Below are 18,049 nucleotides of genomic sequence, written 5' to 3' on the forward strand. Positions count from 1 at the left end.
TCCTCCCGGACCCGGGCCGAGGAGATCAGCCGGATGTCGTCGCTCAGGTCGAGAACGGTGGCCGCCGCCTGGTCCACCTCCCCCGCGCGGAGAAGCCGCCTACCCGGCGCGGCGCTGGCCGCCCGAGCGGTTCGCCGAGGTCGCGGCGGCGCTGGACGACGTGGTCGTCACCGGCAACGCCGACGAGGTGCCGATCGCCAGGAAGGTCGCCGAGCTGGCCGGGCTGCCGCCGGAGCGCATGCTGGCCGGCCGCACCCGGCTGGCCGACCTGATCGACCTGGTCAGCCGGGCCCGGCTGGTGGTCTGCGGCGACACCGGGGTCGCGCACCTGGCGACGGCGTTCTGCGTGCCGTCGGTGGTGCTGTTCGGCCCGGTGCCGCCGTCGGAGTGGGGGCCGCCGCCCGGATGGCGGCACGTGGCCCTGTGGGCCGGTCGCAAGGGCGACCCGCACGGCCTGCGCCCCGATCCCGGCCTGCTCAGGATCGAGGTGTCGGAAGTGGTCGACGCAGCTCTGGAGGTCACGTCATGAGGGCTCTGGTCACCGGCGGAGCCGGCTTCCTCGGTTCCTACCTGTGCGAACGCCTGCTGGACGAGGGCGCCGAGGTCATCTGCATGGACAGTTTCCTGACCGGCGGCCCGCGCAACGTCGAGCACCTGCTGGACAATCCGGCCTTCCGGCTCATCGAGAGCGACCTGACCGGGTACGTGCACGTCCCGGGCCGGGTGGACCTGGTGCTGCACTTCGCCTCGGCCGCCTCGCCGGCCGACTACCTGCGCTACCCGATCGAGACGTTGCGGGTGGGCAGCGTGGGCACCCTGCACGCGCTCGGGCTGGCAAGGGAGAAGGGCGCCCGGTTCGTCCTGGCGTCCACCAGCGAGGTGTACGGCGACCCGCTGGAGCACCCGCAGAAGGAGACGTACTGGGGGAACGTCAACCCGGTCGGCCCGCGCAGCGTCTACGACGAGGCCAAGCGCTTCGCCGAGTCGCTGACCACCGCCTACCGCCACTCGCGCGGCACCGACACCGGGATCGTGCGCATCTTCAACACCTACGGCCCGCGGATGCGCCCGTTCGACGGCCGGGCGATCCCGACGTTCATCCGGCAGTCGCTGAAGGGCGAGCCGCTGACCATCACCGGCGACGGCACCCAGACCAGGTCGATCTGCTACGTGGACGACACCGTCTCGGGCATCCTGGCCATGGCCCGCAGCGACTTCACCGGCCCGGTCAACATCGGCAACCCGGACGAGCTGACCATGCTGGAGCTGGCCACCCTCATCCGCGACCTGACCGGTTCGGCCTCGGAGATCGAGTTCATCGACCGGCCCGCCGACGATCCGAAGGTGCGCCGGCCCGACACCACGCTGGCCGCCGAGCGGCTGGGCTGGCGGGCGGAGGTGCCCGCCAAGGAGGGGCTGCGGCGCACGATCGAGTGGTTCACCGCGGAGCTCGCCGCGAACGACAGGTTCGAGGAGCTGCGTGTGTGACGGAGAACGCCGAGGGATCGGCGACTCCACGGGAGGTCGTGGGCCGGGCGTGAAAACCCGGCCCACGACCATGCCCGGCCGGTGTGCGCGGCCTGGTGTTCAGCGGCCGGCCATCGCAGAAAGCGGTCGTGCAGAAAGCGGTCGGTCAGAGGGCGATGCCGAGGAGGGCGTCGGTCAGGTCCTTGACCAGGCCGGGCTGCTGCGGGCCGCCCTCGGCCTGCGCCCGCTCGGCCCAGGCGTCGATCTTGGCCAGCGCACCCGGCGAGTCGAGATCGTCGGCCATCCGCTCGCGGACCGCGGCCAGCAGCTCCTCCGCGCGCGGCGCGCCCGGCAGGGCGACGGCCGAGCGCCACAGCGCGAGCCGGCGCTCGGCGGCGGCGAGCTGGTCGGGCGTGTACTCCCAGTCCTCCCGGTAGTGGTGGGCCAGCAGGACGAGCCGCACGGCCATCGGGTCGTGCTGCTGCCGCAGCCGGCTGACGAACACCAGGTTGCCCTTGGACTTCGACATCTTCTCGCCGTCGAGCGCCACCATGCCCGCGTGCGTGTAGAACTTGGCGAACGGCCACTCCCCCGTCGCCGCGTGCCCCTCGGAGGCGCCGCACTCGTGGTGCGGGAAGATCAGGTCGGAGCCGCCGCCCGCCATGTCGTAGCCGGGGCCCAGGTTGCGCAGCGCGATCGCGGTGCACTCGATGTGCCAGCCGGGACGCCCCCGGCCCAGGCTCGTCTCCCAGGCCGGCTCGCCGGGCCGCTCGGCCCGCCACAGCAGCCAGTCGAGCGGGTGCCGCTTGCCCGGCCGGTCGGGGTCGCCGCCGCGCTCGGCGGACAGGGCCAGCATCTCGGCCTCGTCGTAGCCGGACACCTGGCCGAACTTGGGGGCGTCGGCCACCTTGAAGTAGACGTCGCCGTCGAGGTCGTAGGTGCAGCCCTTGGCGGCGAGCTCGGTGATCAGGTCGGCGACGTGGCCCACGACCTCGGTGACGCCGACGTACTCGCGCGGCGGCAGGATGCGCAGGGCCTCCATGTCGGTGCGGAACAGCTCGATCTCGCGCTCGGCCAGTTCCTGCCAGTCGATGCCGGTCTGGGCGGCCCGCTCCAGCAGCGGGTCGTCCACGTCGGTGGCGTTCTGGGTGTAGTGGACCTCGTGCCCGGCGTCCCGCCACATCCGGCCCACCAGGTCGAAGGCGTGGTAGGTGTTGGCGTGGCCGAGGTGGGTGGCGTCGTAGGGGGTGATGCCGCAGACGTACATCCGGGCGGTGGGGCCGGGATCGGTCTGCCGCACCTGCCTCGTCGTCGTGTCGTAGAGACGCAGCGGAATGCTCTCACCTGGGAGCTTGGGGATGTTCTGGGCAGACCACGATCTCATGCCTTTGAGCCTATCCGTGCCGTAAGGTCCGTGAACTCGTAGGCGGTGTCGTCCTGGCCCAGGGTGACCCGCATCACCGACAGCGAGGCGTAGACGCGGCCGTCGGGCAGGGTGTTGCGCACCAGGAGGGCGTCCGGCCGGTCGGAGTGCGCGCCGGTGATCAGCTCCGCCCAGTCGGGCGCGCTCGCGAAGCGCGGCAGGTGGGCCCGGACGCGGCCGGCGTCCGGGTCGAGGCCGGTGTTGACGACCATGCTGGTGCCGTCGGGCAGGGCGGAGGCGGTGAGGCGGTCGCCGTCCCAGCTGAACAGCCGCACGCCGGACAGGTCGGCGAGCACGAGGTGGAAGGGGTCGTAGCGGGTCAGGTCGACGTCCGGGACGTCGCCCGTGGACACCGCGATCAGGGCCAGGTCGCCGCGGGAGACCCTGGTGGTCTCGGGGGCCATCGTGCCGTGGCCGTTGAGGAGGGCGGCGGCGCGGCAGGCGGACGGGGAGACGGCCATCCAGGTGCCGCCGCCCTTGAGGTCACGGCCGCCGATCACCCCGGGATGCTCGGGCCAGTGCTCCCCGGGCGCCTCCCAGGGGCGGTCGGTGAGCTCGTCCCGCACGCCCATGAGGGTCAGCGGCTCCCCGGTTCTCACGATCAGCGTGCACATGCGGCAAAGGGTATAAAACCCCCGCCAGTCCTCAGATGGGGGGCCAGGGAACAGCCGGCCACCCTTCCGACGGGTACGGATGCACGCCGGTGTCCAGCAGCCGCCTGACCCGCCGCCAGGTGGCCTCCACCTCGGCCAGCGTGAGCAGCTCGCGCAGCCGCCGCCCCAGCGAGCCCGACTCCAGGTCGCGCTCCAGCTTGGCCAGCACCGCCACCGCCTCGCGCGCCAGCGGCTTGCCCCGCCACTGCCACAGCACGGTACGCAGTTTGTCCTCGACCGAGAAGCAGACGCCGTGGTCGACGCCGTAGACGTGCCCGGTCGGCAGCGGCAGCAGGTGACCGCCCTTGCGGTCGGCGTTGTTGACCACCGCGTCGAACACCGCCATCCGGCGCACCACCGGGTTACGGCTCTTGACCAGGCGCATCAGGTCGATCTCGCGCTCGGTGTCGATCCACAGCTGGCACATGCCGGGCCCGAACGGGCCCTCGCGGTAGACGGTCGGCGGCACGATGCGCCAGCCGGTCGCCTGGGAGACCTCGTAGGCGGCCACCTCGCGGGCGGCGAGGGTGCCGTCGGGGAAGTCCCACAGGGGGCGCTCGCCGCGGACGGGCTTGTAGACGCAGGCGGCGCTGCGGCCGCCCAGCTTGATCGAGCAGTAGAGGGTCATGTTGGTGGCCTCGACCAGGCGGCCGGCCACCTCCAGGCGCCCGTCGCGCAGCAGCGTGAGCGCCTCCTCCTCCTGCATGATCGGCCCTTGTGGCGGCTTGACGGCCGGTTCGCTCTCAGGAGCGGTCATGAAGCCGCCTCACCCCCGCGGTAGCCGTTGAGTCGGACGCAGACATGGCCTTCGGCGTCGAGCGGCTGCCCGCACAGGGGGCAGGGAGGCCGGCCCGCCGCCACGATCTGGAGCGCCCTGCGGGTGAAGGCACGCGCGGCCCCTGCGCTGATCCGCACCCGCAGCACGGCGGGGTCGGGGCCGTCGAGGTCCTCCTCGTCGATGACCTCCTGCGCCTCGATCACCACCTGGGACTTGTCGTCGTCCCAGGCGAGCGCCATGGTGCCGACCCGGAAGTCCTCCGCGACCGGCACGTCGAGGGGGGCGTCGTCGGCCAGGTCGGCCGGAGCCAGCGCGGGCACGTGCGCGGTGCCCCCGCTGAGCCGCAGAACCTCGTCGAGCAGCTCGTCGAGCCTGCCCGCGAGCGCAGCCACCTGCAGCTTCTCCAGCGCCACGGTGGTCAGTCTGCCCTCGGCCCTGGCCTGCAGAAAAAAGACCCGCGCGCCCGGCTGCCCCAGGGCGCCGGCGACGAACCTCTCCGGTGGGTCGTAGTCGAAGACCGGCATAGCCTGACCTTACGTGGTCCCGGGTCCACCGCCGACGGCGGCATCGCTCCCGGTGATGTTTTCTCCCCCGTCTTTCTCCTCCGAATCCTCGGGCAACCGCAATTCCCCCATATCGTTAATCCTGAGAACAAAGGGACGCAAGGGGGCATAGCGAATCACGGTGAGGGCCGCAGGATCGGCTGTTATCCGCTGAAAATGATCGAGGTGCAGCCCCAGAGCGTCCGCCACGATCGCCTTGATGACGTCTCCGTGGGTGCACGCCAGGTAGACACCCTTCAACCCGAGGCGTCGATTCCACTCCCGGACCGCGGCCACCGCCCGATGTTGCATATCGGCCAGCGACTCCCCTTCCGGAAATGTCACCGCACTGGGATGCGCCTGCACGGTCTGCCAGAGCGGCTCCCGCGCGAGCTCCTTGAGCGGGCGGCCCGTCCAGGCGCCGTAGCCGCACTCGATCAGCCGCTCGTCGAGGACCACGTCCGCCCCGCGGCCTTTGGCCACGGCCTCGGCGGTCTCGCGGCAGCGTTCGAGCGGGCTGGAGACGACGGCGTCGAGCCGGACCCCGGCGATGCGGCCGGCCAGCGCCTCGGCCTGCGCCCGCCCGGCCTCGCTCAGGCGCACCCCCGGGGTGCGCCCGGCCAGCACCGGCCCGGTGAGGTCGGTCAGCCCGTGGCGGGCCAGCAGAAGGGTGGTCACACCAGCAAGTGTCGCAGGCGCGGATCACCATGTTTCACGCACCTGCGAGAAAACTTCGCATCCACCCGCCGCCACGCTCCTCACCAGGCAGGACATTGGAGCGGCGGACTGGCGGGCGAGCCCGTTCTTGGTAACCTGGCGGGATCATGGAGCAGCGCTATGTCGGCCGCAGCGGCCTGTCGGTGTCCCGGCTGGGGCTCGGCACGATGACCTGGGGCCGTGACACCGACCCGGAGGAGGCGGCCGCCCAGCTCCGTTCCTTCCTCGACGCGGGCGGCACCCTCGTCGACACCGCCGACGTCTACACCGGGGGCGACTCCGAGCGGCTGCTCGGCCGCATGCTGCGCGACTCCGTGCCGCGCTCGGAGCTGGTGATCTCCACCAAGGCCGTGGTCACCCCGACCGGCCGCCGGCCGCGCGACGCCTCCAGGCGCCACCTGATCGCCGCCGTCGACGAGTCGCTCAACCGGCTCGGCCTCGACTACGTCGACCTGTGGCAGCTGCACACCTACGACGCCGAGGTGCCGCTGGAGGAGACCCTGGCCGCCCTCGACGCGATCGTCTCCTCCGGCCGGGCCGTCTACGCCGGCGTGTGCGACTACGCGGGCTGGCAGCTCGCCGCCGCCGCCGTCACCCAGAAGTCGGTCCCCGGCCGCATCCCGATCACCTCGGCCCAGGTCGAGTACTCGCTGCTGGCCCGCGAGCCCGAGCGCGAGCTGCTGCCCGCCGCCGCCCACCTCGACGTCGGCGTGCTGGCCTGGTCGCCGCTCGGCCGGGGCGTGCTGACCGGCAAGTACCGCACCGGCATCCCGGCCGACTCCCGCGCCGCGACGCCGCACTTCGCCGACTTCGTCCGCCCCTATCTCGACGAGCGCGGCCGCAGCGTGGTCGAGTCGGTCACCACCGCCGCCGACGGGCTCGGCGTCTCGCCGCTGGCGGTGGCCCTGTCGTGGGTGCGCGACCAGCCCGGGGTGGCCTCGGCGATCGTCGGCGCCCGCACCCACACGCAGCTCAAAGGGATTCTGTCGGCCGAGGACGTCGTGCTCCCGATCGAGATCCGGGAGGCGCTCGATGACGTGTCCTCGCTCGACTGACGACGAACGAGAATCCATCTCGCGTATCACTAGTCGATACCGAATCGCAACTTTACCGGGAAAAAGCCTGCGTCTGACGGGCCTTGTCCATAAGGATTTCCTCCTGAAGCGACACAGGAGGGGACGGATGGGGAGCAGGACCGCGATCTCGGCCGGGGTGCTCGCGGTGGCGCTGGCGGCGATCCCGGCGGGGGCGCCGGCCGCTTCCGCCGCCGCCGTCCAGGGCTGCCCGGGCGAGGGTGGGCTGCTCTCGGGCGTCACCGACACGCTGTGCGACGTCGTCGGCGCGCTCACGGGCACGGTCGACGACGTGACCGGCGGCAAGGCCGACCCGGTGACCAAGGGCGTCGACAAGGCCACCGGCGAGGTGCTCGGCACCGTCGGCGACGCCGTGCCGACCGGCAGGCCCGCCAAACCGTCCCACTCGGACCGCCCCTCCCCCAGCCCCAGCCACAGCGACCTGGTGCCCGAGACGCTGAAGGAAGTGTGCCTGCCGGTGCTGGCCTGCGACGACCAGGGCGTGCTCCCGTCGCTGACGGCCTACCCCACCCCGACGGCCTCGCCCGGGACCGAGACCGAGACCGGGACCGGGCGCCGCCGGAGCGACCGGCCGCACGAGCGCGGGACCGACGAGGCCACCGCGCCGCTGCCGACGCAGCCGCCCACGCCGCCGCAGCCACAGCCGTACACGCTGGACGACGAGCGGCCGGTCACCGCCGAGGAGCCGACCGCCGATCCCGACGACTCGCGGGTGGAGCTGCTGTGGCCCAACCCGTTCGGGCGCGAGCTGGCCGTGCCGCTGCACGACCAGCGGGTGGTGCGGCCCAGCCCGCCGGCTCAGGACGTGCTGGGCACCGTGCTGACGATCGTGCTGCTGGGGTCGGCGGTGCTGGCCACCCGGATCGTGCAGCAGCGGCGGCACCGGGCCGAGCCGAGCGAGTCGATCCCGTTCGAGCCGGCCCCGGCGGGCAGCAGCGGCAGGCACCGCCTGGCGTGAGGCGCGCTCAGCCGCCGATCGCGTGCGCGCCGCCGTCGACGTGCACGATCTCGCCGGTGGTGGCGGGGAACCAGTCGGACATGAGCGCCACGCACGCCTTGGCGGCCGGGACGGTGTCGGTGAGGTCCCAGCCCAGCGGCGAGCGCTCGGGCCAGCTCTCCTCGAACTCCTTGAAGCCCGGGATCGACTTGGCGGCCATCGTGCGCAGCGGCCCGGCCGAGACCAGGTTGACCCGGATGTTGTGCTTGCCCAGGTCGCGGGCGAGGTAGCGGCTGCACGACTCCAGGCCCGCCTTGGCCACGCCCATCCAGTCGTAGACCGGCCAGGCCTTGGAGGCGTCGAAGTCGAGGCCGACGACCGCGCCGCCCTCCTTCATCAGCGGCAGGCAGGCCACGGCCAGCGACTTGAACGAGTACGTGGAGACCTGCAGGGCGGTGGCGACGTCCTCCCACGGCGTGTTGAGGAAGTTGCCGCCGAGGGCGCTCTGCGGCGCGAAGCCGATGGAGTGCACGACGCCGTCGAGCCCGTCGACGTGCTCGCCCACGCGGGCGGCCAGCGTGTCGAGCTGGTCGGTGTCCTGGACGTCGAGCTCCAGCACCGGCGGGGTCTGGGGCAGCCGCTTGGCGATGCGCTCGACCAGGCTCAGCCGGCCGAACCCGGTGAGCACCACCGTGGCGCCCTCCTCCTGGGCCAGCTTGGCCACCGAGAAGGCGATGGAGGCGTCGGTGAGCACGCCGGTCACGAGGATCCGCTTGCCTTCGAGAATTCCCACGTCAGTGCCCCATTCCGAGTCCGCCGTCGACCGGGATCACGGCCCCGGTGATGTACGAGGCGTCGTCGCCGGCCAGGAAGCGGACGACGCGCGCGATCTCCGCGGGGGCGGCCTGCCGCCCGAGCGGGATGTTCTTGACGATGGCCTCCTGGTCGAGGCCGGACGTCATGTCGGTGGCCACGAAGCCGGGCGCGACCACGTTGACGGTGATGTTGCGCGAGCCGTACTCGCGGGCCAGGGAGCGGGCGAAGCCGACCAGGCCGGCCTTGGAGGCGGCGTAGTTGGCCTGGCCCGCCTGACCGGACAGGCCGACCACGGAGGAGATGAGGATGATGCGGCCGCGCTTGATCTTCATCATGGGCCTGATGGCGCGCTTGGCCACGCGGTAGGCCCCGGTCAGGTTGGCGTCGATGACGTCGGTGAAGGTCTCCTCCTTCATCATCGCCAGCAGGGTGTCCTTGGTGATGCCCGCGTTGGAGACGAGGACCTCGACCGGCCCCTGCTCGGCCTCGACCTTGTCGAAGGCGGCCTCGACCTCGGCCGTGCTGGTGACGTCGCAGCGGACGCCGAACAGACCCTCCGGCGGCTCCCCCGATCGGTAGGTGACCGCGACGGCGTCGCCGGCCGCGGCGAGTTCACGGGCGATCGCGAGGCCGATGCCGCGATTGCCTCCGGTGACGAGTACAGAGCGTGCCATGGCATCTGACGCTATCTCTTACTTGCGGGTATCCGCTTGTCCGGGTGGCACAAGATCACAGGGTTAGGATCGTGGACATGCGCCAGATCGATCCCGATTTCCTGGAACTGCCGCTGCGGCAGCTCGCGGACGCGGCCCTGCAACGCGCCCGCGACCTCGGCGCCGAGCACGCCGACTTCCGGCTCGAACGCGTCAGGGCCGAGACGCTGCGCCTGTACGACGCCCGCCTCGAAGGCGCGCTCGACGCCGACGACCTCGGCTACGCGGTCCGTGTCGTCAAGGGTGGCACATGGGGGTTCGCGGCCGGCATCCACCTGACCCCGCAGGCCGCCGCGGCGGTGGCCGAGCAGGCGGTGCGGGTGGCCGAGGTGAGCGCGCCGGTCAACCGGGAGCCCATCGAGCTGGCGCCCGAGCCGGTGCACGCCGACGCGGTGTGGGTCTCCGACTACGACGTCGACCCGTTCGAGGTGCCCTCCGCCGACAAGGTGGGGCTGCTGGCCGACTGGTCGGCCGGGCTGCTCAAGGGCGCCGACCACGTCTCGGCGCGGCTGCTGCAGGTCAAGGAGCAGAAGTTCTATGCCGACACCGCGGGCACGGTGACCACGCAGCAGCGCGTGCGGGTGCATCCGTCGCTCAACGCGATGAAGGCGCACGAGGGCGGCTTCGACGACATGTCCACGATCGCGCCGCCGGTCGGCCGCGGCTACGAGTACCTGACCGGCACGGGCTGGGACTGGCCGGCCGAGCTGGGCCGGCTGCCCGAGCTGCTGGCCGAGAAGCTGGCCGCGCCCTCGGTCGAGGCGGGCGACTACGACCTGGTGATCGACCCGTCCAACCTGTGGCTGACGATCCACGAGTCGATCGGCCACGCCACCGAGCTCGACCGCGCGCTGGGCTACGAGGCCGCCTACGCCGGCACCAGCTTCGCCACCTTCGACCAGCTCGGCGAGCTGGTCTACGGCTCGCCGCTGATGAACGTCACCGGCGACCGCACGGTCACCCACGGCCTGGCCACGGTCGGCTACGACGACGAGGGCGTGCGGGGGCAGAGCTTCGACATCGTCAAGGACGGCGTGCTGGTGGGCTACCAGCTCGACCGGCGGATGGCGCTGATGAAGGGGTTCGGGCGCTCCAACGGGTGCGCGTTCGCCGACTCCCCCGGCCACATGCCGATCCAGCGCATGGCGAACGTGTCGCTGGCCGCCGCGCCCGGCGGGCCCTCCACCGAGGAGCTGATCGCGGGCGTGGAGCGCGGCCTGTACATCGTGGGCGACAAGAGCTGGTCGATCGACATGCAGCGCTACAACTTCCAGTTCACCGGGCAGCGGGCGTACCGGATCTCGCACGGGAAGCTGGCCGGGCAGGTCAGGGACTTCGCCTACCAGGCCACCACGACCGATTTCTGGCAGTCGATGGACGGCGTCGGCGGGCCGGGCACGTACGTGCTGGGCGGCGCCTTCAACTGCGGCAAGGGCCAGCCGGGGCAGGTCGCGCCGGTCAGCCACGGATGCCCGTCGGCGCTGTTCAGGGGCGTGCGCGTGCTCAACACGGTGCAGGAGGGCGGCAAGTGACTACCCCGCAGGAGATGGTGGAGAGGGCTCTGGAGCTCTCCGCGAACGACGGCTGCGTGGTGCTGGTGGACGAGGGCTCCACGGCCAACCTGCGCTTCGCGGGCAACACGCTGACCACCAACGGCGTGGCCCGCTCGTCCCGGCTGACCGTGATCTCGGTGGCCGGGCAGGGCGTGGGCGTGGTCTCGCGCTCGGCCGTGCGCGCCGACCAGCTCCCCGACGTGGTCGCGGCGGCCGACCGGGCGGCCCGCGAGGCCCGGCCCGCCGAGGACGCCCGCCCGCTGGTCGAGGGCGGCCCGGCCGCGCCCGGCTGGGACGACGAGGTGCGGCCGACCGACATCGGGGTGTTCGAGCGGTTCGCGCCCGCGCTCGGCGAGGCGTTCTCGGCCGCCGAGTCCGGCGACAGGAAGCTCTACGGCTTCGCCGAGCACTCCCTCACCTCGACCTTTCTCGGCACCTCCACCGGCGTGCGGCTGCGGCACGACCAGCCGACCGGCCGCCTGGAGCTCAACGCCAAGTCCGGCGACCTGAAGCGGTCGGCCTGGACCGGCGTGTTCACCGAGGACTTCGCCGACGTCGACGTGGCCGCGCTCGGCGCCTCGCTGGCCCAGCGCCTGGAGTGGGCCAAGACCCGGGTCGACCTGCCCGCGGGCCGCTACGAGACGCTGCTGCCGCCGAGCGCGGTGGCCGACCTGATGATCTACCTGTACTGGTCCTCGGGCGCCAGGGACGCGCTCGACGGCCGCTCGGTGTTCTCCGGGCCGGGCGGCGGCACGCGGGTGGGCGAGCAGCTCGCCACGCTGCCGATCACGCTGTCCAGCGATCCCCGGGCCGCGGGCATCTCGTGCGCGCCGTTCGTCACCGCGCACGCCTCCAGCCGCGACAGCTCGGTGTTCGACAACGGCCTGCCGCTGGGCCCCACCGACTGGATCAGGGACGGCCGGCTGGAGTCGCTGCTCCAGACGCGCTACTCGGCCGAGCTGAGCGGGCTGCCGGTGACGCCCGGCATCGACAACCTGGTCATGTCCGGCCCGGCGGAGGGCGCCCGGTCGCTGGAGGAGATGATCGCCTCCACGCGGCGCGGACTGCTCGTCACCTGCCTGTGGTACATCCGCGCGGTCGATCCCCAGACGCTGCTGGTCACGGGCCTCACCCGCGACGGCGTCTACCTGGTGGAGCACGGCGAGGTCGTCGGCGAGGTGAACAACTTCCGGTTCAACGAGAGCCCGGTCGACCTGCTCGGGCGCGTCACGGAGGTGGGGGCGGCCGAGCGCACGCTGCCCCGCGAGTGGAACGACTACTTCCAGCGCACGGTGATGCCGCCGCTGCGGGTGCCGGACTTCAACATGTCGACGGTCAGCCAGGCGAGCTGACCCCGCCGTACGTCAGGGCCGTACATCACGGCCGTACGGCTGCCGGGCGCGCCCGCCGTCCCGCGATCGAGCGGGGCGGCGGGCGTCGTCGTGCCGGCCGCCGTCCGGGCCTCCAGCGGGCCGCAGGGCGGGCCGGGGCCGGGACGGGGGTCGGTGTGCCGGGGCGCCGGCCCCGGGCCGTCGGGGGACGGTCAGGAGTCCTCCAGGCGGAAGCCCACCTTCATGCCCACCTGGTAGTGCGCGATCTCGCCTCCGTCGAGGTGGCCGCGGATCTCGGTGACCTCGAACCAGTCCAGGTGGCGCAGGGTCTGCGAGGCCCGCTGGAGGCCGTTGCGGATGGCCTGGTCAAGGCTCTCCCCCGACGTGCCGACTATCTCAGTGACCCGATACGTTCGATCCGTCATCTCCCCATCCTCCTTACTCGAAGGCCATGATCGCATGACCCTCCTCATCGCCCGGCCGCGCCGTCGCGCCCTGCCCGTACGAGGTCTACCGTGGAAGGTATGAAGGGGTGGCGCAAGAAGCCGGACGTCCACCAGGTCACCGACGCCAGACCCTCGCTCACGGCGGACATCCGCAAGCGTGAGGTCGCCTACCTGATCAAGATGGGCATCCGGACGATCTGCCTGATCCTGGCGGTCGTGGTGCCGGTGCCGTGGCCCTACCGGCTGCTGTTCATCGCCGGGGCAGTGTTTTTGCCATACATTGCCGTAATCGGGGCCAATGAGCGCAGCGAGGGCGCGCCGCCGCCCCACTTTCAGTCCCCCGAGGCTAACCAAACCGAGATACCGCTGCATCGACGCGAGATCGGGTCGTGACTAAGTCTTGACGCATCCCATGGGTTGTAGGTGTACGCTTTAGGCAAGCGCTCCGGTCCCCCGTCGGAGTGCTGGTGCCGGCGTTCCGGGCCCCCGTCGGAACGCCGATGAAGCGACGCCGGGTGGTTTGCCCCCGTAACCACCCGGCGTCGCCCTTTTCCTGGCCAGCCCTTTGCATTGGACGATCAGTCCCCCACGTCGGCCGGAGTCCGATAGGACCGCTTTCCCGAAATCGTTTACACCGGCCTCCTCCTCGCAATTCACAGGAAATCTGGAGGAAGCGGTCGGCTTGACTTCAAGAGTTCGTTCGAGTGTCAGCCGTCAGTCAGCGTCTCGGTGGTCGCCTGCTCCCAGTTCTTCGCCAATGTGACCAGTCTGGCCACGGCGTCCTCAGGGGCGCTGCCCGCGCCCTGGGCCAGCCCGAGCAGGTAGGCGGTGAGCGGCGCGGCGGGCCTGGCCACGCCGTGGGCGACCTCCTTGGTCAGGTCGAGGACCAGGTCGCGGTCCACCCGGGCGGGGTCGACGCCCAGCTCCTTGCACACCAGCGCCGTCCACTCGGCGAGAACGTTCATGCGAGCCTCCTTCAGGTCGTCCATCGTGTCGCAGTCGAACCACGGCCGGCCCGGCGAGGCCAGCCGCGTTCCGGTCAGGGGGCCGAGCAGGCCTTTGAGGGAACGCCCGGGGTAGGCGGCGAGCGCCGCCCGCAGCTGCGGCACCGGCCAGGCGCCGACGAGCCACTGCTCGCGGCCGTCGTCGTCGACCATGACCGCTCCCGCGCCGGGACGGGCCGCCGCCAGCAGCTCCCGCACGTGCGCGGCCGTCAGGAACGGCAGGTCGCCGGCGAGCAGCACCAGCCACGGCGCCTCGACCTCGCGCAACCCGGCGGCCAGCGCGGGGACGGGCCCGCCGCCCGGCGGGTCCTCCCGCGTGAACACGACCCCGGGCAGCTCCCGGCGCGGCCCGACGACGACCGTGCGGCGCGCGCCGGACGCCGCCGCGACCACCCGCTCGACCAGCGGACGGCCGCCGACGGCCAGGCCGGGCTTGTCGGCGCCGCCCAGGCGGCGGGCCGCTCCCCCGGCCAGGACGACCGCGTCGAAGAGCATCGTCAGCCGCCGATGGCCGACATCGGCCTGGACGGCTGGAGGAAGGACGGGTCGTCGATGCCGTGCCCGGCGCGCTTGCGGGCGACCGCGGCGACCCAGCGGGCGGCCAGGTCGTCGTCGGAGGCGCCCGCGCGCATGGCGGACTTGAGGTCGGACTCCTCGGTGGCGAACAGGCAGTTGCGCACCTGGCCGTCGGCGGTGAGCCGGACCCGGTCGCAGGCGCCGCAGAACGGGCGCGTCACCGAGCCGATCACGCCGACCCGGGCCGGGCCGCCGCCGACCAGGAACCGCTCGGCCGGGGCGCTGCCGCGCTGCTCCAGGTCGTCGGGGGTCAGGTCGAAGGCGGCCGAGAGGCGTTCGAGGATCTCGTCGGCGGTGATCATGCCTTCGCGGGTCCAGCCGTGCTGGGCGTCGAGCGGCATCTGCTCGATGAAGCGCAGCTCGTAGCCGCGCTCCAGGCAGAAGCGCAGCAGCGGCACGGCCTCGTGGTCGTTGACGCCGCGCATGAGCACCGCGTTGACCTTGACCGGGCGCAGGCCCGCCGCGTCGGCGGCGGCCAGCCCCGCGATGACGTCGGCGTGCCGGTCGCGGTGGGCGAGCTGCTTGAACGTGGCCGGGTCGAGCGTGTCGAGTGAGACGTTGACCCGGTCGAGGCCGGCCCGCGCCAGCGGCTCGGCCAGCCGGGCCAGGCCGATGCCGTTGGTGGTCAGCAGCACCTGGGGACGCGGGTCGAGGGCGGTGGTGCGGGCGACGATGTCGACCAGCTCGCGCCGCAGCAGCGGCTCGCCGCCGGTGTAGCGCACCTCGGTGACGCCCAGCCGCTCGACGCCTATGCGCACCAGCCGGACGATCTCGTCGGCCGTCAGCAACTGGGCCTTGGGCAGCCAGTCGAGCCCTTCGGGCGGCATGCAGTACGTGCAGCGCAGATTGCACTTGTCCGTGAGGGACACCCGCAGATCCGTCGCCACCCGTCCGAACGAGTCTCGCAACATGGGGCGTCACCTCCTGTCCGTTTCGCCAGAGAGCCAGACTACGACGGGTGTCGCGCGGCGCTCAAAGCCGCCTGCCTGTCCCTGGCAGGCAACGCGCCGCGCCGGTGATCGATTCCGTGGGGCCGCCGGGACGGGATCGTCAGGAGTGGGCGGCGTGCCAGGACTCGCGGGCGTCGATGAGCTCCGACAGGTGCTGCCTGGACCACTCGCAGCCGGCCGCCATGGGCGCGAGCAGGCTGCGGCCGAGGGGGGTCAGCTCGTACTCGACGCGGGGCGGGATCTCGGCGTAGGCCGTGCGGGTGAGCAGGCCGTCGCGTTCCATGGCGCGCAGGGACTCGGTGAGGACCTTCGGGGTGATGCCGCGCAGCGGGACCTGCAGCTCGGTGAAGCGTCTCGGGCCCTGCTCCAGACAACGGATGATCTTGGCGGTCCACTTGTCGCCGACGCGGACGGGGGCGGTGTGGACACAGGCGGCGAACATGTCGGGGTCAAGGGGTTCGGCCATGACGTCCATGCTAGGCGGCGGCAGCTCACTATCGTTGCGGGAAGTGACCATCGGGCGTCTACCGTCTGCCGGGCGCGGCCGGGTGTGCCGGCCGCCGGACGGAGTGCTGGACGATGAGCAGGATCGTGGTTTTCGGCGCGGGCGGACGGGCCGGCGCGCGGGTGGTCGGGCAGGCCGTGGAGCGGGGGCACGAGGTGACGGCCGTGGTGCGCGACCCGGCGCGGTACGCGGGGCCGTCCGGCGAGGGCGTGCGGGTGGTCGCCGGTGACGTGACCGACCGGGAGAGCGTGGCGGCGGTCGCGGCGGGGCACGACGTGGCGGTGCAGGCGAGCGTCCGGCTGGACGTGCCGTCCGCGGAGTTCTACACGGCGGCGGCGCGGGCGCTGACCGGCGGGCTGGCGGCGGCGGGCGTGCCCCGGCTGGTGGCGCTGGGCATCGGCACCCTGCTGGAGGTCGCGCCGGGGACGCGGCTGGTGGACACCCCCGGCTTCCCCGAGGACGCCCGGACGTTCTCCCTCGGGCACGCCGCCGAGCTGGAGGTCCTCCGTGAGGAGGGCGGGGCGCTGGACTGGGTGGTGATCGCGCCGCCGCCGGTGGTGCTGGACGACCGGGCGGAGCGCAGCGGGCGGCACCGGTTCGGCGGGGAGCAGGTCATGGCCGCCGAGGAGGGCGGGCCAGTGTTCTCCTACGCCGATCTGGCGGCGGCGGTGGTGGCCGAGATCGAGGACCCGCGGCACCACCGGGTGCAGGTCGCCGTGGGCTACTGACGGCGACGACCGGCCCGGCAACTGGGCCGGACATGCCGGAAGCCCGGCCGTGAGGCCGGGCTTCCGCCGGTGCCGCTAGTGGCGGTGGCCGCCGCCGTAGACCTTCACCCAGTCCTTGCCCTCGGAGGGGGCCAGGTACCTGGAGCCCTCGAAGACGGCACGCCAGGTGCCCGAGGTGTAGGCCCGCTCGCTGGTGCTGAAGGAGCCGTCCCGGTTCGTGCGCACCGACTCGACGTAGTCCCACTTGTCGCTGCCGTCGGCCTGGAAGAGGATCACGACCCGCTTCCACGCCAGACGGTGCCAGCGCTCGCTGTCCTTGCAGTAGTCGGCGTGGTGCACCGCGACGAACCCGCTGATGTAGTCCTCGTCGCAGGACACCGACAGCTTGCCCTGGATGTCGAGGGCCCTGCCGCGCCGCGCCGGCTCGGGGTTGACGTCGAGCTGGAGGCTCGTGCTCCCGCCCGCGAAGTCGGGATCGGGGTCCGTGTCCGCCAGGGCGGGCGCGGCGGCGGCGGTGGCCACCATCGTGGCGCCCAGAGCGGCCGCGGCCAGTCCGGCGGCTAGACGTCGCATCATCAAAAACAAATCCTTCCCCGTCTCGGACGCGCCCCAGGGACGGGACACGTCAACGCCTAATGACGCGTAAGGGTAAAGAAAAGTTGCGATACGACAGATCACGATTAGATAACGACAAATACCCCGGCGGATTTTTGTGCGTGTTTTATTACGTTAACTGGCGATTTGTCGGGGTTTAGTGGTGTATGGCGCGTAGTGGGGGTTTCCTGGGAAGTGCACGCGCCACAGGCCGCCTCTCCTGGGCGGCACCGTCTGCACGAAGGCCCCGGCCGCGTCGGTCGTCGTCTCGGCCACGTCCTCCCAGGCCGGCGAGCCCTCCCCGCGCCACTGGAGCCGCAGCCGCTGCTTGGCGTACGGCCCGAAGTCGGTGAAGCCGCGCGGGTCGATCCTGGTCAGCGAGCCGCGCAGGCGCACGCCTCCGGCCGACTTCGGCGACCTCTCCACCCGGACGGACGACAACCTGGTCGCCCTCCTGAGCTCGAAGGAGGCGTACTCGGTGACCGTGGCGCCGTCGGCGTCCCTGGCGGTGGCGCTGATCGTCCAGGTGCCGGTCGGGTAGAAGCGGTTCAGCTTCTTGTCGGGCAGGAAACGCCAGGTCTGCCAGTCGGCCGCCATCCGGGCCGGCGGAGTCGCCCCCTGCCGCCACACCAGCCGGGGCGGCAGCGTGCCGGTGGACGGGGCCTTCTGCAGGTCGACCCTCGGCTCTGCGACACCTGGATCGGCGGCAGCTGGATCGGCGACGACCGTCAGGGGCAGCGGCATCAGGGCCCGCAGCCCCTCGGCCGGGCCGCCGGAAGCCGGATGCGCGTACGCGCTCCCCGGCGCGTCGCCGGCCGGGCCGACCGGCGACGCCGAAGACCCGGAGGGCCCCGCGGACTCGGCGGACTCGGCGGACCCGGCGGGCCCAGAGGACTCGGCGGGCGCCGAGGACGTCCCGGGCGTCCAGGACGAGGGGGACGACGGCGGCCCGGAAAGGGCCGGAGGCTGGAGGCCGGGTTCGGCGGCGGGCGGGAGGTCGGCGGCGTCCTCGACCGGGGGCTTGGCCGACAGCAGCGGGCCGGGCGGTGCGCCGGGCTCCACCTTGACGGTGACGCCGTTCTTGCCGCGCGCGCCCCGCGCGATCACGTCGATCACCAGGCTCACCGAGTCGTGGGCACCCACGACCGGGTTCGCGGGCCGTACGGTGATGGCGCGGATGGCGAGCTCGGTCGCGGCGGGATACGCAGGCACGGGCGCCGTG

Annotated in this window: 20 protein-coding genes and 1 pseudogene; 8 read left to right on the plus strand and 13 right to left on the minus strand. The window is 72.4% G+C overall.

The features are described from left to right. Together ACWCSD_RS27570 and ACWCSD_RS27575 are read left to right on the plus strand one after the other, a co-directional pair. A partial coding sequence (locus ACWCSD_RS27570) for a glycosyltransferase family 9 protein (RefSeq protein ID WP_449919053.1) occupies nucleotides 1-529 on the plus strand: 529 nt, incomplete at its 5' end. Next, nucleotides 526-1,488 (plus strand): UDP-glucuronic acid decarboxylase family protein, encoded by a 963-nt coding sequence (locus ACWCSD_RS27575; protein ID WP_358298968.1) that lies wholly within the window; start codon nucleotides 526-528, stop codon nucleotides 1,486-1,488. The genes ACWCSD_RS27570 and ACWCSD_RS27575, both read left to right, overlap by 4 nt. A 145-nt stretch (nucleotides 1,489-1,633) precedes the next feature. On the opposite strand, the gene mshC is transcribed toward ACWCSD_RS27575, so the two are convergent. The 5 genes from mshC to ACWCSD_RS27600 are packed head-to-tail and all read right to left on the minus strand — an operon-like array spanning nucleotide 1,634 to nucleotide 5,541. Continuing rightward, on the minus strand, nucleotides 1,634-2,851 hold the full coding sequence (gene mshC, locus ACWCSD_RS27580; RefSeq protein WP_449919055.1) for a cysteine--1-D-myo-inosityl 2-amino-2-deoxy-alpha-D-glucopyranoside ligase: 1,218 nt from the start codon (nucleotides 2,849-2,851) through the stop codon (nucleotides 1,634-1,636). Next, a complete protein-coding gene (locus ACWCSD_RS27585; RefSeq protein WP_397158768.1) occupies nucleotides 2,848-3,504 on the minus strand; it encodes an NRDE family protein in 657 nt (218 codons plus the stop codon). The genes mshC and ACWCSD_RS27585 overlap by 4 nt, the downstream gene beginning before the upstream one ends. A gap of 31 nt (nucleotides 3,505-3,535) precedes the next feature. Next, entirely contained in the window at nucleotides 3,536-4,300 is a 765-nt protein-coding gene (locus ACWCSD_RS27590; protein WP_352327876.1) for an SCO1664 family protein, read from the minus strand. Continuing rightward, nucleotides 4,297-4,845: a DUF3090 domain-containing protein gene (locus ACWCSD_RS27595; protein ID WP_352363409.1), complete on the minus strand. Its 549-nt coding sequence runs from the start codon at nucleotides 4,843-4,845 to the stop codon at nucleotides 4,297-4,299. The genes ACWCSD_RS27590 and ACWCSD_RS27595 overlap by 4 nt, the downstream gene beginning before the upstream one ends. A gap of 9 nt (nucleotides 4,846-4,854) precedes the next feature. Continuing rightward, entirely contained in the window at nucleotides 4,855-5,541 is a 687-nt protein-coding gene (locus ACWCSD_RS27600) for an MSMEG_4193 family putative phosphomutase (protein ID WP_449919060.1), read from the minus strand. A gap of 146 nt (nucleotides 5,542-5,687) precedes the next feature. Between ACWCSD_RS27600 and ACWCSD_RS27605 the strand changes: the two genes are divergently transcribed. Next, nucleotides 5,688-6,635: an aldo/keto reductase gene (locus ACWCSD_RS27605; protein WP_352327879.1), complete on the plus strand. Its 948-nt coding sequence runs from the start codon at nucleotides 5,688-5,690 to the stop codon at nucleotides 6,633-6,635. A gap of 127 nt (nucleotides 6,636-6,762) precedes the next feature. Further along, the gene (locus ACWCSD_RS27610) at nucleotides 6,763-7,632 is read left to right on the plus strand and encodes a hypothetical protein (RefSeq protein WP_449919062.1); all 870 of its coding nucleotides are present in this window, start codon (nucleotides 6,763-6,765) and stop codon (nucleotides 7,630-7,632) included. A gap of 7 nt (nucleotides 7,633-7,639) precedes the next feature. Here ACWCSD_RS27610 and fabI read toward each other — a convergent pair whose 3' ends face one another. Together fabI and ACWCSD_RS27620 are read right to left on the minus strand one after the other, a co-directional pair. Further along, nucleotides 7,640-8,404: an enoyl-ACP reductase FabI gene (gene fabI, locus ACWCSD_RS27615; RefSeq protein WP_352327881.1), complete on the minus strand. Its 765-nt coding sequence runs from the start codon at nucleotides 8,402-8,404 to the stop codon at nucleotides 7,640-7,642. Between the two features lies 1 nt (nucleotide 8,405). Continuing rightward, entirely contained in the window at nucleotides 8,406-9,101 is a 696-nt protein-coding gene (locus ACWCSD_RS27620) for a beta-ketoacyl-ACP reductase (protein ID WP_358008091.1), read from the minus strand. 77 nt (nucleotides 9,102-9,178) lie between these two features. Here ACWCSD_RS27620 and ACWCSD_RS27625 point away from each other — a divergent pair, with 77 nt between their 5' ends. Next, nucleotides 9,179-10,672, plus strand: coding sequence for a TldD/PmbA family protein (locus ACWCSD_RS27625; RefSeq protein ID WP_352327883.1), 1,494 nt, complete (start codon nucleotides 9,179-9,181; stop codon nucleotides 10,670-10,672). A gap of 14 nt (nucleotides 10,673-10,686) precedes the next feature. Next, the gene (locus tag ACWCSD_RS27630) at nucleotides 10,687-12,045 is read left to right on the plus strand and encodes a metallopeptidase TldD-related protein (RefSeq protein WP_397158998.1); all 1,359 of its coding nucleotides are present in this window, start codon (nucleotides 10,687-10,689) and stop codon (nucleotides 12,043-12,045) included. 191 nt (nucleotides 12,046-12,236) lie between these two features. Here ACWCSD_RS27630 and ACWCSD_RS27635 read toward each other — a convergent pair whose 3' ends face one another. Then, nucleotides 12,237-12,449 carry a dodecin gene (locus tag ACWCSD_RS27635; RefSeq protein ID WP_125642491.1) on the minus strand — a complete coding sequence of 71 codons (213 nt, stop codon included), beginning with the start codon at nucleotides 12,447-12,449 and terminating at the stop codon, nucleotides 12,237-12,239. A 99-nt stretch (nucleotides 12,450-12,548) separates the two neighbouring features. Between ACWCSD_RS27635 and ACWCSD_RS27640 the strand changes: the two genes are divergently transcribed. After that, nucleotides 12,549-12,863 (plus strand): DUF3099 domain-containing protein, encoded by a 315-nt coding sequence (locus ACWCSD_RS27640; protein WP_357977208.1) that lies wholly within the window; start codon nucleotides 12,549-12,551, stop codon nucleotides 12,861-12,863. Nucleotides 12,864-13,177: 314 nt separating this feature from the next. On the opposite strand, the gene ACWCSD_RS27645 is transcribed toward ACWCSD_RS27640, so the two are convergent. The 3 genes from ACWCSD_RS27645 to ACWCSD_RS27655 form a co-directional block, all read right to left on the minus strand. Beyond that, nucleotides 13,178-13,969, minus strand: coding sequence for an NTP transferase domain-containing protein (locus ACWCSD_RS27645; protein ID WP_449919068.1), 792 nt, complete (start codon nucleotides 13,967-13,969; stop codon nucleotides 13,178-13,180). Between the two features lie 2 nt (nucleotides 13,970-13,971). Continuing rightward, nucleotides 13,972-14,961: a GTP 3',8-cyclase MoaA gene (gene moaA, locus ACWCSD_RS27650; protein WP_397158779.1), complete on the minus strand. Its 990-nt coding sequence runs from the start codon at nucleotides 14,959-14,961 to the stop codon at nucleotides 13,972-13,974. 139 nt (nucleotides 14,962-15,100) lie between these two features. Beyond that, nucleotides 15,101-15,466 carry a winged helix-turn-helix transcriptional regulator gene (locus ACWCSD_RS27655; RefSeq protein WP_397158781.1) on the minus strand — a complete coding sequence of 122 codons (366 nt, stop codon included), beginning with the start codon at nucleotides 15,464-15,466 and terminating at the stop codon, nucleotides 15,101-15,103. Nucleotides 15,467-15,579: 113 nt separating this feature from the next. Here ACWCSD_RS27655 and ACWCSD_RS27660 point away from each other — a divergent pair, with 113 nt between their 5' ends. Beyond that, nucleotides 15,580-16,233 (plus strand): NAD(P)-dependent oxidoreductase, encoded by a 654-nt coding sequence (locus tag ACWCSD_RS27660; RefSeq protein WP_449919072.1) that lies wholly within the window; start codon nucleotides 15,580-15,582, stop codon nucleotides 16,231-16,233. Nucleotides 16,234-16,308: 75 nt separating this feature from the next. Here ACWCSD_RS27660 and ACWCSD_RS27665 read toward each other — a convergent pair whose 3' ends face one another. Both ACWCSD_RS27665 and ACWCSD_RS27670 read right to left on the minus strand, forming a co-directional pair. Beyond that, nucleotides 16,309-16,809, minus strand: coding sequence for a hypothetical protein (locus ACWCSD_RS27665; RefSeq protein WP_387680155.1), 501 nt, complete (start codon nucleotides 16,807-16,809; stop codon nucleotides 16,309-16,311). A 153-nt stretch (nucleotides 16,810-16,962) separates the two neighbouring features. After that, nucleotides 16,963-18,049: pseudogene (locus ACWCSD_RS27670) on the minus strand (hypothetical protein); the annotation flags it as partial.

It is taken from the genome of Nonomuraea sp. NPDC001684 (genome assembly GCF_053596515.1).